Source organism: Moritella sp. PE36, from assembly GCF_000170855.1.
GTDB lineage: Bacteria > Pseudomonadota > Gammaproteobacteria > Enterobacterales > Moritellaceae > Moritella.
This window is the reverse complement of record NZ_ABCQ01000012.1, coordinates 1-12564: the sequence shown is the minus strand read 5'-3', so window position 1 is coordinate 12564 and position 12564 is coordinate 1. Positions and strand designations below refer to the sequence as shown.

Here is a 12564-nt window from a genome sequence, read left to right as displayed (position 1 = left end):
TTAACCATAGGAATGTTTAAAAATATTCATTAGTAACACTATTTAGCCTGTTGTATACGGCGTGACGCACGATTAATGCGGCTATCTTCACGCCCAATATCCAGCAATGCTTGCTCGATATAAGCCAGATGGGCATGACATGCTTCTCTGGCTGTTTCTGGCTGTCGGTTAAGAATTGCAGTGAGCATATCACCGCGATGTTGGCTAATTTGTTCAACCACACCTTGACGCTTTTCCAACAACCTAAAATTTTGGCAAATGTTATCTTCTAACAATGGGTTCAACCCACGTAGAAGATGTAGCAACACAATATTGTGTGAGGCTGCGGTGACCGCAATATTAAACGCACTCACAGCTTGTGCTTGTAGCAGCGGATCATGTGCTAATTCCGATGCACTAATGGCATCGAGCGCAACGCGTAATTGCTGAAAGTCGGTTTCAGTTCCACGTAACGCCGCGTAATACGCTGAAATACCTTCCAACGCATGACGAAACTCTAATAAATCTAATTGCGCTTCTGGGTGTGTCGTCAATAGTTGAAATAATGGTTCCATCAGCGTTTGGTCCATGACCTTCTTCACCCAGGTACCACGTCCTTGACGACGTTCCAATAAACCTTTGCTTTCCAACCGTAAGATTGCATCGCGTACAGTCGGGCGAGAAACCTCAAACTGCAGGGCTAAATCACGCTCTGAAGGTAAGCGCTGGCCGGACTCTAAGCTACCTTCCAAAATCATTTGCTCCAGTTGCTCTGCAATCGCATCGGACAACTTCGGCTGCTGAATTTTTCGATAGACCATGTGAACCTCAAAATGACCAGTGGTAAATTGGTCAGACCAATTTAATATTAAGTCATAACAATTTACCAAAACCACGCTCGATTGTCATTAAAAATAGACATTTTTGTTCGTATTTATAGCGTCTATATCAAAATAGTCAGTATAAATCAGTCTGAAAAAGCCGACAAACTAAGCATGGAAATGGGGTGTTTACTATTTCATCCAGTTTAAATGACTGATACGTTAAAATAAACCAGCAACAAACTACCTCCAAAGTGATAACTTTGATGCATTGGTCTTACCACTTAATATGATGGCTTAAACACAAATGAGCAGCACCGTAGAAGCCTAAAGGTAAAATGAAAAATAATTAAATAACAAGCGTTAACCGCCATAGAACCTGCTTGGTAAACAGTCTGACCACTAAATATATACCCCAGTTATGTCAAGATGCTACATCAGAGACTAGCTGGAATTTCAGCACAAGGCATAATTTGAATGTAAGGAAGGAAAGAAGGAAATCGCTGGAACCGAGGTGATTAACGAGCCCGGCAAATCTAAGACTCGTTAATCCACTTGGTAAAATAATCATTAACTACACTGTTAACGACATTGCAGACTAAATGCTGACTAAATAATAGTACCGTTAATGGTAAGCAGAGCAATGACGGTCACAAAGAAGATTATATTACGCTTGGCCAGTTGCACCAAATAACAGGTGTAGTCATAACATTTATCGGTTTCAACGTTGGCTTTACTGGCGAGATATACCACCTTGCCTAATAAATCAAATTCAGGTGTTGATAGATCGCGCCAGCTACGTAAACTCTGTGGTAACGCCGCCTGCTCTTCCGCCACCAGCGCGAAACCGAACATAGTTAATCGCGCCGGTAACCAATCAACAATACGCATAACCCGATGAATGCCACTGCGGTTTAATTGTTTGCTATGATGCTGAATAACATATTTATGGTAACTACGCGCCACCACGTACATGGTTAAACCAATCGGCCCAGCAACCACAAAATAGAAGATCACCGCAAAATAAAAACGATAATTAATCCAGACCAGTTGCTGTGCTACCGCGGTAGTAAGTAATGTAGAGCAGAAACGTTCACTGTTGACATCCAAACAGTTGGCATACATGCCTTTGGCTTCTAAATCATTACGACTTAATGCTTTGAGGTATTGACGATAATCACGACGATAATCACTACCACCAAAACTCATCAATAACAATAACAGCCAAGTGACTAGCGTAAAAATGCCATAATAAAGGCCGGTTAATGCATCGAGCAAACTGTACATCAGCATTGCTGGTAACGCGATAATCACCAGCGTGCCAAATAAGCCACCATTGATAAAGGAGGGTAATAACGGAAAAAGATAACGCTGCAATACGTTATCGAGCTGAAGTTTAGCGCTCAAATGCACCACACGTTCAATGAGTAATGCCAGCAGCAAAGAGATTAATGCCATATTAATTGTCCTTCAAATCTAAACATGCAAAATAATGTGTCCAGTCGAAATAGGGGCCAGGATCATCTTTGCGAACAGGGGCTATATCACTGTGACCGGTAATACGAGCTTGGGTAATTAAAGGGTAACGTTGCTGGATGTCCGCAGTGACAGTCGCTAAGCATTGATACTGCGCTGATGTATAAGCATGATTAACATCCCCTTCCAGTTCGATCCCAATCGAAAAGTCATTACAACGGGATTGACCAGCGAACTCAGACAGTCCAGCATGCCAGGCGCGTTTATCTAACGGCACAAACTGGATCAATTGACCGTCACGTTTAATGTATATATGTGCAGATACCCGCACCGAGGTGAGCTGCTGAAAATAAGGGTGCAGACTGCAATCGAGTTTACCCATAAAAAAATCTTCGACATAGTCAGCGCCATATTGCTCTGGTGGTAAACTGATACAATGGATCACTAATAAATCAATATCAGCGTCCGTCGGACGATCATCATAATGTGGCGATGCCAAAAACTGTGCATTTGCCAATAAATCTGACCTTGATTGTCTATTTACCACGGTATTCATACCTTCTGACTATAATCGAGTTTGATGCTATGCAAGACTACCACTCACCATTGCTTCACTTTACAATGATATCGTTAGCAATAACATAGTTACGTCTGTAAAATACAATGCTGAGTCAGTAAAATGCGAAGCCAATAAATTAACCTGCTTTATCCCCAAGCTAATTCAAGATGCTATATCAGAGATTGGCTGGAATAGTATGGAGAAAGACAATGGATGGAAATCAAAAAATCGCCAAAGCCATGACTTACATTGCCTGGATCAGTGGGTTAATTGTCATGACCTTATTCTTTAATGATTATTTAGCCAAGCAAGAAAACCCGAATACCCGGCCTGAAAGTTATCGACAAAATGGCAATGCCGTTGTCATTTTGCAACAAAATCGCGTCGGACACTATGTTACTAATGGTTATATAAACGGTTATCAGGTAAAATTTTTACTCGATACAGGCGCAACACAGGTGTCGATACCGGCAACGGTCGCCGAACAAATCGGGCTCAGAGCCGGTTACAGCCAATCTGTGAATACCGCCAATGGCGTGATTGAAGTCTTTTCAACACGTCTCGATAGCTTATCGGTGGGTGAACTGACGTTCTACGACCTCAGTGCAAATATCAATCCCTACATGCAAGGTGATACTATTCTGCTTGGTATGAATGCATTGAAACAAGTTAAATTAGTCCAGCAAGGCAAAACCCTCACCTTAAGTGAGTATTAGTTTTTAATCGACCTAGGAATTATTATGTTACAACAAGAAATACGCCGCGCAGTAAGCACTGCATTAGCAGAAGACCTTGGTGGTCTAAGTGTGGCTGACGGTGATATCACTGCAAACTTAATCGCAGCAGAGACACAAGCTAAAGCCAAAGTGATCAGTCGTGAACAAGCGGTATTTTGTGGTAAAGCCTGGGTTGATGAAGTATTCCACCAGCTTGGTGATACGGTAACAGTTACTTGGTTAGTGGCGGACGGTGATCTGGTTGCCGCAGACCAAACGCTATTTACGCTAGAAGGTCCTGCCCGTACATTATTAACGGGTGAGCGTAATGCGTTAAACTTTGTGCAAACCTTATCAGGCGTTGCCACATTAACCAAAGAATATGTAGACCAACTGGCAGGTACCGAATGTCAGTTACTCGATACCCGTAAAACAATTCCAGGTTTACGTTTCGCACAGAAATACGCAGTCACTTGTGGTGGCGGTAAAAACCACCGTATCGGTTTATTTGATGCTTACCTGATCAAAGAAAACCACATCATGGCGTGTGGTGGCATTGAAAACGCCATAGCCAAGGCAAAAGAACTACAACCAGGCAAACCGGTTGAAGTTGAAACAGAAAGTCTGGCAGAGCTGCAACAAGCATTAGATGCAGGCGCCGATATCGTGATGTTAGATAACTTTGATATTCCCATGATGCGAGCGGCGGTTGAACTAAACCAAGGTAAAGCTAAATTAGAAGTTTCAGGTAATGTCACCATTGCAACGCTAGCTAGCTTTGCCGCAACCGGTGTTGATTTTATCTCAGTTGGCGCATTAACCAAGCATGTGCAAGCAACAGACCTGTCGATGCGTTTTATTAAATAGTCGTTATTAAGTCATCACCACTAAATAATAGAATTAATAACAAAGTTCCAATTAAGCCTCTAAGCACTATCCCATTGGGTAGTGCTTTTTTTATTTTCTAGTACAGTAACGTAGAATAAAATTAACCACTGCATAATAACCCTCATTTTAGTTATTCATCTATAAATAGCGTTTAAATTACTTGATTCCGACTCCAAGCCCCTTAGTACAAGATAATTATATATCAACAAATCAACGGGTTATTTCGACGTATTGTCTTATAACTTGATCTAGATCGTTAAATAAATGTATACAAAATGTTAAATCAGGGTTTAAATAAATTAACTCATCGGATATCTCATACCATTTGATGACTAAAGGACTATTCGCTAATTTTATAAGGATATAAAAAATGAAGAAACAACAACAAGGTTTTACGTTAATTGAATTGATGATCGTAATTGCAATTATCGCTATCTTAGCTGGTATTGGTGTACCATCTTATCAAGCTTATATGGCTCAAGCTAGGTTTGTCGAAGTAACTAACACAGCAGCCTTACCAACAGAACAAGTTAATAAATGTTTCCAAACAACTAATCGAACTCCTGAAGTTTGTGCAGGTCAAGTCGCTGCAATCGTATCTGGCGCATTCAATACCGATGTAATAACATCAGTGACAGCAGCTGGTGTTAATGCTGATAATACAGTAACAATCACAACACTTACTACCGATGATGCCTTCAATGGTGTTACTCACGTTATGGTAGGAACAAATAATAATGGTATCGTTACTTGGGCGTTAGATGAGACTACCTCAACATGTGTAGCTGCTGCATTATGTTAATTATTTAATGCCACACAAGCATAGCGCTAGCGGCCTGGCTCACAGCCTGGTCGCACATTCATATCTCGCGACAGAAGAAATTCAACAATTTCTGCAAAGCGCCAAACAGGAAGGTAAAGCCTTCACGACCTACCTCGTCGACAATAACATCATAGACAGTCAAGTATTGGCGCAATTATTAGAGCGTGAATACGGCGTGCCACTGCTTGACTTAGATACCTTCAAGCTCGAAGAAATTCCCGATAATCTGCTCAATGAAAAGCTCATCGAAAAACACCATGCACTGCCTATTTACGTACAGGGGCAAACCTTGTATCTAGCGATGTCAGACCCCACTAATGTCACCGCATTAGAAGAGTTTGCGTTTAGTTTCAGTCTACATACCGAAGTACTATTAGTTGATGAACTGCAATTACAAAAAGCCTTAGAAACTGTACTCGAAAGTGATATTGATGCGCTTGGCGATCTTAACGATGCCGATATCGGTGACTTGGAAGTGGATAATAGCGAGTCACGTTTAGAGCAAGAAAGTAAAGATAGCGCTGATGACGCGCCAATCGTTAAATTCGTTAATAAAATTCTACTCGATGCGATCAAAAAAGGCGCCTCTGATATTCATTTCGAACCCTATGAGTTTAAATATCGAGTGCGCTTTCGTATTGACGGTATCTTACATGAAATGGTATCGCCACCGGTTAACTTAGCCATGCGCTTTTCTGCTCGTTTGAAAGTCATGGCCAAATTAGATATTGCCGAGCGCAGAGTGCCACAAGATGGCAGGATCAAATTAAAATTATCGAAAAACAAATCCATTGATCTACGTGTCAGTACCTTACCCACCATGTGGGGTGAAAAAGTGGTGATGCGGATCTTAGATTCCAACCAAGCCAGTCTCAATATTGATAAACTCGGTTATGACAAAAAACAAAAAGCGATCTATCTTAAAGCACTAACCAAGCCGCAAGGCATGATCCTAGTTACCGGACCAACCGGTAGTGGTAAAACAGTGTCTTTGTACAGCGGATTAAATATTCTTAATACGGTTGAACGTAACATCTCCACAGCCGAGGATCCTATCGAGATCAATCTCAGCGGCATTAATCAGGTGCAGATCAACCTCAAAGCAGGACTTACTTTTCCCGTAGCATTACGTTCGTTCTTACGTCAAGATCCAGATGTGGTGATGGTCGGTGAGATCCGCGATATAGAAACGGCAGAGATTGCCATCAAAGCCGCGCAAACCGGTCACTTAGTATTATCGACATTGCATACCAACTCCGCAGCAGAAACCCTGACCCGTTTATCAAATATGGGAGTGCCGGCTTATAATATTGGTTCATCTGTCAGCTTGATCATAGCCCAGCGCCTTGGTCGTCGGCTTTGTAGTGAATGTAAACAACCGGAAGATATTCCGGTAACTGAATTAGCCAAACTTGGTTTTGCCCAAGACCAAATTAACCAAGGGATCACACCATTTAAAGCCGTCGGTTGTAATCAGTGCACCAAGGGTTATAAAGGCCGTGTGGGGATCTACGAAGTCATGCCTATGTCTGATACGATCGCACGGATGATCTTAACCGGCAGCAACTCAATGGAACTCCACGATCAAGCTCAGCAGGAAGGTATGGATACCTTACGACAATCCGCATTACGAAAAGTCATCGACGGCGTCACTAGTTTGCTTGAAGTCGAACGTATCACCAGTCATTAATACGCAATAATCACTAAGCAGCCCTCTGTTTAACAAGGATCTTATCGTCCACCATTCGCTAAGGATAGCATCATGGTCGCAGTAACCAAAACAACCAATAATCGCAAACCATCGGCAGTAAAAAAGCGCTATCCGTATCACTGGCAAGGCGTTAATCGTAAAGGTAAAAAAGTCAGTGGTGAAATGCAAGCAGAAAGCATCAGTAACCTAAAGGTTGAACTTCGCCGTCAGGGTATCAATGTTTTAAAAGCCAAGCGTAAATCAACGGGTTTATTTTCTGTCGGTAGCAAGAAAATTAAAGCGATGGACATAGCCCTCATTTCACGACAGATTTCCACCATGCTGAATGCCGGTGTGCCGTTAGTGCAAAGTTTAGAAATTATAGCCCGCAGTAATGACAACCCCGCCATGCGCTCGTTAATCGGCGAGGTGGCAGCAGAAGTTTCTACCGGTACATCTCTTTCTGATACCTTGCGCAAACATCCCATTTATTTCGATGATTTGTATTGTGATTTGATCAGCGCAGGTGAACAATCTGGTTCATTGGACACTATTTACGATCGTATCGCCACCTATAAAGAAAAAGCCGAAGCACTCAAATCGAAGATTAAAAAAGCCATGTTCTACCCGATTATGGTGGTCGCGGTAGCAGTTGTGGTGACGCTTATTTTATTGTTGTATGTGATCCCTCAGTTCAAAGACATCTTCGCTGGTTTTGGCGCAGAGCTACCGCCTTTCACCTTGTTTGTGCTGTCGATTTCTGACTTCGTCAGTCAATTCTGGTATTTGGTGATCGGGGTATTATTTGGGATACCTATTATTTACCTTAAAGCGAATAAACGTTCAATTAAAGTCAAACATATCACCGAACGCACTATCCTCAAGATCCCTGCAATTGGACCCATTATGCATAAAGGCGCGTTAGCACGTTTCGCCAGAACCCTATCAACCACATTTGCAGCCGGTATTCCATTGGTAGACTCGCTAACCTCTGCGGCAGGCGCATCGGGCAATATTGTTTATAAACATGCGGTAATGGAAATGCGTAATGAAGTAATCGCCGGATTACCAATGCACATAGCCATGCGCTCAACCAATTTATTCCCTGACATGGTGACGCAAATGGTGATGATCGGTGAAGAGTCAGGGTCACTCGATGACATGTTAGCCAAAGTCGCACATATTTATGAGCAACAAGTTGATGATGCCGTCGATGGCTTAACCAGTTTAATCGAACCGATGATCATGGTGGTACTGGGCGTCATCATTGGCGGTCTGGTGATTGCGATGTATTTACCTATCTTTAAAATGGGTAGCATCATGTAATTAGGGCGGCTAAATGTAATTAAAAAGCGATTAGGTAAGCTTTAACAGCTTTTCAGTAGTGGGTTTGCTATCATCTTATTTCAGTTAACATTTATCCATACTCAAGCTACTTCAAGATACACAATCAGTAACTTGGGTATATCAATTTGATTCGTACAGGTAATTTTCATGCAAGACTTAGCGCTTCTTTTTCAACTCACCCCTTGGCTATTATGGTTATCCGTTGCCCTTCTCGGTCTGTTAGTGGGTAGTTTCTTAAATGTGGTGATATACCGCTTACCCATCATGATGGAGCGCGAGTGGAAACAAGAGTGCACGGTTTATTTCAGTGATGAATGCAAAACCACAGTACCAAAATCTGCATCTGGATCTGAAACAACTAAATTTAACTTGTTGTTACCCCGCTCTGCTTGCCCTAAGTGTGATCATCAAATTACGGCATTAGAAAATATCCCCGTGATCAGCTGGCTAGTATTAAGAGGTAAATGTAGTAATTGTGCCAATCCGATTTCAGCACGTTATCCAAGTATTGAGCTATTAACCGGGTTATTATCGCTCGTGGTCGCCATGTATATACCCTACGGCATTCAATTAGCCGGAGCATTGATCTTAACCTGGACCTTAGTCGCACTGACCTTTATCGACATTGATAAAATGTTATTACCCGATCAAATGACGCTACCATTATTGTGGTTAGGTCTATTTCTTAACGTTAATTATGCTTGGGTAACACCATCCGATGCCATCATCGGCGCTATCGTTGGTTACTTATCACTGTGGTCTGTGTATTGGGGTTTCAAATTACTCACCGGCAAAGAAGGCATGGGTTATGGGGATTTCAAACTATTAGCTGCGTTTGGTGCTTGGTTCGGCTGGCAATCAATTTTAGCCATTGTACTGTTATCTTCTTTTGCAGGCGCAATTATTGGTATTACCCAAATAGCATTAAAAAAACATGCTAAAGGCAACCCTATTCCATTTGGTCCTTACCTGGCAATTGCGGGTTGGTTATACCTTATCTGGGGCGACCAATTAGTTGATTTTTATTTAGTTAATTTTGTTTATTAACACTCTATTTAACTTGTTAAGGTAAGCGCTATGTATGTTGTTGGATTAACAGGTGGGATCGCATCAGGTAAAACCACGGTCGCCGATCTTATTGCAGCTCAAGGTATTAATTTAGTCGATGCTGATATTGTCGCCAGAGAAGTGGTGGCAATAGACAGTGATGGATTAAAACAGATAAGCGCGCATTTTGGTGAACAGATATTGCAAGATGACGGCAGCTTAAATCGCGCGTTATTACGTGAAAAAATATTTTCAAATGATGTTAATAAACAGTGGTTAAATAATTTATTACACCCGATGATACGTGCTGAATTATTAGCCCAATTAGCCGCCAGTAATTCTCCTTATACCTTGTTAGTGGTGCCATTGTTAGTTGAGAACAAGCTCACCACGCTATGCGATCATGTACTGGTTGTTGATGTCGAAGAACAAGTACAGATAACACGGACTATCGCCCGCGATAACGTCTCTGTAGAACAAGTCGAGGCGATATTACAATCACAAGCAACGCGTGAACAACGCCTTGCAGCTGCAGACTCAGTCATCGTGAATGACGATCGCCAACAACTTATCCATGACACCACGATTTTACATCAGAAATTTCTTGAATTAGCGACAATAGCCATGGCAGACTAGCCACTTTCAAGTACAGTTTATTTAGGAAATAATCATGCAAGTAAATTGCCCAACCTGTCAAAAGCCTGTTGAATGGGTTGCCACTAGCGAATTCCGCCCGTTTTGTTGTGAACGCTGCAAACTGATTGATCTTGGCGAATGGGCAAGTGGTGAACGCGCCATCCCAGGTGAAGAAGTATCACCACAAGAATTACAGCCTAAAGGTTACGAGTTCGATTAAGTCATGATGATATACCCAAGTTACTTCAAGATGCTATATCAGAGTCGAGCAGGGATATCAGAACAAGGCGCAATATGTCAATAATGGTTATTCCATTTTTAAATATTGCAACGCTGTGCTGTTATTCCTGCTCGCCTCCCGTAGGGCAAGCCGAAAGAATGAATCTTCGGCGTTATGAAGTCTTGATTTAGAATAACTAAATCCCCGACTTCATGCCTTGAATATCCTCTCCTTTCGGTTTGCTGATTGTGCATTTTGAAGTAGATTGGGTATGTATGGCTCAGGAAAACTGAGCCATTAACATCTCGACAATAATTTGATTTGCTGCAGGGAAATTGTAATCCGCTAACTCACTTATATTTACCCAAGCCGTTTGTTGCCCTTCAAGTCCCCTGCCGACACCCTCAAACTTATCGACAAGATAGAAATCTAATTGCACGATTTTATCGCCATAATCAAATTCTAACTGATGAAATGCCTGCGCATTGATCACATCAAGGTTAACTTCTTCTTTCAGCTCTCTGGTTAACGCCTCAAGCACAGATTCACCAGACTCAACCTTACCACCTGGAAATTCCCATTTATCACCTTGGTGCTGCGCTGAGCTACGTTTACTGATAAAGACTTGCTGATCACGAACGATAATACCGGCAGCGACATGAACGACTTTCATTATGAGTTCTCTTATTGGATAGTTATATTAAATTTAATTAACAAAAAGCGCTAAAACATTGCTGTTTTAGCGCTTTCTATTTTAATTAATAACGACTAGTGGCTATAGTTAATAGCCATCGTTCGTTATTACTTCAATTTTCCGTGACACTGTTTAAACTTAGCACCGGAACCACAAGGGCAAGGATCATTACGACCTACTTTATGACCTTGACGTACAAATGTTTCTGCTTCAGCCGTTGCCGATTTATCTGCTAGCTGGTTTTCAGCTGTTGCGTGATTCATATTCTGTGGTAATGACTCGCCACGGCGACGGTGTGCTTCCACTGCGTCTACGTCTTCCGGCGCTTGCACTTGCACTTTAGAAACCACACCAACCACATCTGATTTCAAGTTTTCTAACATTTCAGTAAACAGTTCAAACGACTCACGCTTGTATTCTTGTTTCGGGTTTTTCTGGGCATAACCACGTAAATGAATACCTTGACGTAAATGGTCCATTGCCGCTAAATGCTCTTTCCATAAACCATCAAGTGTTTGTAACATCACTGCTTTTTCAAACTGACGGATAACTTGTGCACCCACAGCATCTTCTTTTGCTGTGTAAGCTTCATTAGCCGCTGTCATGATACGTTCACGGATCTTTTCTTCGTATAACTTAGTATCGTCATCGAGCCACTGCTGAATAGGTAATTCCAGCATGAAATCAGCACGTAAACGCTGTTCTAGACCTGAGATATCCCACATTTCATGCAATGATTGTGGTGGAATGTAAGCATCCATTACCGCATTGATCACGTCTTCACGGATCGCAACCATGGTTTCGCTGATGTCTTCCGCTTCCATTAGCTCGTTACGTTGCTCATAAACCACTTTACGTTGGTCATTGGCTACGTCATCAAATTCAAGTAACGATTTACGAATATCAAAGTTACGCCCTTCAACTTTACGTTGTGCGTTTTCGATCGCGCGCGTTACCCACTTATGCTCAATCGCTTCGCCTTCTTCCATGCCCAGTTTCTTCATCATGCCCGTGATACGGTCTGAGGTGAAAATACGCATGAGCGGATCGGTCATAGAGAGATAGAAACGCGTTGAACCTGCATCACCTTGACGACCAGAACGACCACGTAATTGGTTGTCAATACGACGAGACTCGTGACGCTCGGTACCAATAATGTGTAAACCGCCCGCAGTCAATACTGTATCATGACGACCTTGCCATTCCGTTTTAATGTGTGCGATTTGCGCTTCAGTTGGATTCTTCAGATTATCAATTTCAGTCTGCCAGTTACCACCTAACACAATATCGGTACCACGACCGGCCATGTTGGTCGCAATCGTAACCGCACCAGAACGGCCCGCATCGGCAACAATTTCAGCTTCACGTTCGTGGAACTTGGCGTTCAATACGTTATGTTTGATCTTGTCTTTTTTCAGTAAATTAGAAAGTAGTTCAGAGCTCTCAATTGATACTGTACCCACTAGCACTGGCTGCTTTCTTGCTACACAATCTTTGATATCTTCAATGATCGCAACATGCTTCTCCGCAGCAGTCAGATAAACCAGATCACCAAAATCTTTACGCGTCATTGGTTTATTGGTTGGCACTACCACTGTTTCGAGGCTATAGATAGATTGGAATTCGAAGGCTTCAGTATCTGCTGTACCAGTCATACCTGACAGTTTT

12 protein-coding genes and 2 pseudogenes are annotated in these 12564 nt (G+C 42.1%); 8 read left to right on the top strand and 6 right to left on the bottom strand.

Annotation, left to right across the window (positions count from 1 at the left end; genetic code table 11):
• Positions 1 to 38 precede the first annotated feature (38 nt).
• The 3 genes from pdhR to ampD all read right to left on the bottom strand — a co-directional run bounded on the left by pdhR (position 39) and on the right by ampD (position 2832).
• The gene (gene pdhR, locus PE36_RS09185) at positions 39 to 800 is read right to left on the bottom strand and encodes a pyruvate dehydrogenase complex transcriptional repressor PdhR (protein WP_043994394.1); all 762 of its coding nucleotides are present in this window, start codon (positions 798 to 800) and stop codon (positions 39 to 41) included.
• Positions 801 to 1409: 609 nt separating this feature from the next.
• The gene (gene ampE, locus PE36_RS09180) at positions 1410 to 2258 is read right to left on the bottom strand and encodes a regulatory signaling modulator protein AmpE (RefSeq protein ID WP_006031728.1); all 849 of its coding nucleotides are present in this window, start codon (positions 2256 to 2258) and stop codon (positions 1410 to 1412) included.
• 1 nt (position 2259) lies between these two features.
• Complete coding sequence (ampD, locus tag PE36_RS09175) at positions 2260 to 2832, bottom strand: 1,6-anhydro-N-acetylmuramyl-L-alanine amidase AmpD (protein WP_006031727.1); 573 nt, start codon at positions 2830 to 2832, stop codon at positions 2260 to 2262.
• A 212-nt stretch (positions 2833 to 3044) separates the two neighbouring features.
• On the opposite strand from ampD, the gene PE36_RS09170 reads away from it, so the two are divergent.
• From PE36_RS09170 to yacG, 8 genes are all read left to right on the top strand, one after another.
• Positions 3045 to 3551, top strand: coding sequence for a TIGR02281 family clan AA aspartic protease (locus PE36_RS09170; RefSeq protein ID WP_006031726.1), 507 nt, complete (start codon positions 3045 to 3047; stop codon positions 3549 to 3551).
• Between the two features lie 24 nt (positions 3552 to 3575).
• Entirely contained in the window at positions 3576 to 4418 is an 843-nt protein-coding gene (gene nadC / locus PE36_RS09165) for a carboxylating nicotinate-nucleotide diphosphorylase (RefSeq protein ID WP_006031725.1), read from the top strand.
• Between the two features lie 391 nt (positions 4419 to 4809).
• Positions 4810 to 5241, top strand: coding sequence for a prepilin-type N-terminal cleavage/methylation domain-containing protein (locus PE36_RS24895; protein ID WP_006031724.1), 432 nt, complete (start codon positions 4810 to 4812; stop codon positions 5239 to 5241).
• 7 nt (positions 5242 to 5248) lie between these two features.
• Entirely contained in the window at positions 5249 to 6952 is a 1704-nt protein-coding gene (gene pilB, locus PE36_RS09155) for a type IV-A pilus assembly ATPase PilB (RefSeq protein ID WP_006031723.1), read from the top strand.
• Between the two features lie 72 nt (positions 6953 to 7024).
• The gene (locus PE36_RS09150; RefSeq protein WP_006031722.1) at positions 7025 to 8278 is read left to right on the top strand and encodes a type II secretion system F family protein; all 1254 of its coding nucleotides are present in this window, start codon (positions 7025 to 7027) and stop codon (positions 8276 to 8278) included.
• Between the two features lie 168 nt (positions 8279 to 8446).
• Positions 8447 to 9346: an A24 family peptidase gene (locus tag PE36_RS09145; RefSeq protein ID WP_006031721.1), complete on the top strand. Its 900-nt coding sequence runs from the start codon at positions 8447 to 8449 to the stop codon at positions 9344 to 9346.
• Positions 9347 to 9376: 30 nt separating this feature from the next.
• Positions 9377 to 9982, top strand: a complete 606-nt coding sequence (gene coaE, locus PE36_RS09140) for a dephospho-CoA kinase (protein ID WP_006031720.1) — start codon at positions 9377 to 9379, stop codon at positions 9980 to 9982.
• A gap of 28 nt (positions 9983 to 10010) precedes the next feature.
• A complete protein-coding gene (gene yacG, locus PE36_RS09135) occupies positions 10011 to 10202 on the top strand; it encodes a DNA gyrase inhibitor YacG (RefSeq protein WP_232286559.1) in 192 nt (63 codons plus the stop codon).
• 280 nt (positions 10203 to 10482) lie between these two features.
• Here the strand turns inward: yacG and mutT are convergent, their stop codons facing one another.
• From mutT to secA, 3 genes and pseudogenes are all read right to left on the bottom strand, one after another.
• The gene (gene mutT, locus PE36_RS09130; RefSeq protein ID WP_006031718.1) at positions 10483 to 10875 is read right to left on the bottom strand and encodes an 8-oxo-dGTP diphosphatase MutT; all 393 of its coding nucleotides are present in this window, start codon (positions 10873 to 10875) and stop codon (positions 10483 to 10485) included.
• 128 nt (positions 10876 to 11003) lie between these two features.
• Positions 11004 to 11090, bottom strand: a pseudogene (locus PE36_RS24990) (SEC-C metal-binding domain-containing protein); the annotation flags it as partial.
• Positions 11091 to 11182: 92 nt separating this feature from the next.
• Positions 11183 to 12564: pseudogene (gene secA / locus PE36_RS09125) on the bottom strand (preprotein translocase subunit SecA); the annotation flags it as partial.

Excerpts from the sequence above, each read along its gene's own strand:
- pdhR (WP_043994394.1), bottom strand. The coding sequence starts at position 800 with ATGGTCTATCGAAAAATTCAGCAGCCGAAGTTGTCCGATGCGATTGCA.
- ampE (WP_006031728.1), bottom strand. The coding sequence starts at position 2,258 with ATGGCATTAATCTCTTTGCTGCTGGCATTACTCATTGAACGTGTGGTG.
- ampD (WP_006031727.1), bottom strand. The coding sequence starts at position 2,832 with ATGAATACCGTGGTAAATAGACAATCAAGGTCAGATTTATTGGCAAAT.
- PE36_RS09170 (WP_006031726.1), top strand. The coding sequence starts at position 3,045 with ATGGATGGAAATCAAAAAATCGCCAAAGCCATGACTTACATTGCCTGG.
- nadC (WP_006031725.1), top strand. The coding sequence starts at position 3,576 with ATGTTACAACAAGAAATACGCCGCGCAGTAAGCACTGCATTAGCAGAA.
- PE36_RS24895 (WP_006031724.1), top strand. The coding sequence starts at position 4,810 with ATGAAGAAACAACAACAAGGTTTTACGTTAATTGAATTGATGATCGTA.
- pilB (WP_006031723.1), top strand. The coding sequence starts at position 5,249 with ATGCCACACAAGCATAGCGCTAGCGGCCTGGCTCACAGCCTGGTCGCA.
- PE36_RS09150 (WP_006031722.1), top strand. The coding sequence starts at position 7,025 with ATGGTCGCAGTAACCAAAACAACCAATAATCGCAAACCATCGGCAGTA.
- PE36_RS09145 (WP_006031721.1), top strand. The coding sequence starts at position 8,447 with ATGCAAGACTTAGCGCTTCTTTTTCAACTCACCCCTTGGCTATTATGG.
- coaE (WP_006031720.1), top strand. The coding sequence starts at position 9,377 with ATGTATGTTGTTGGATTAACAGGTGGGATCGCATCAGGTAAAACCACG.
- mutT (WP_006031718.1), bottom strand. The coding sequence starts at position 10,875 with ATGAAAGTCGTTCATGTCGCTGCCGGTATTATCGTTCGTGATCAGCAA.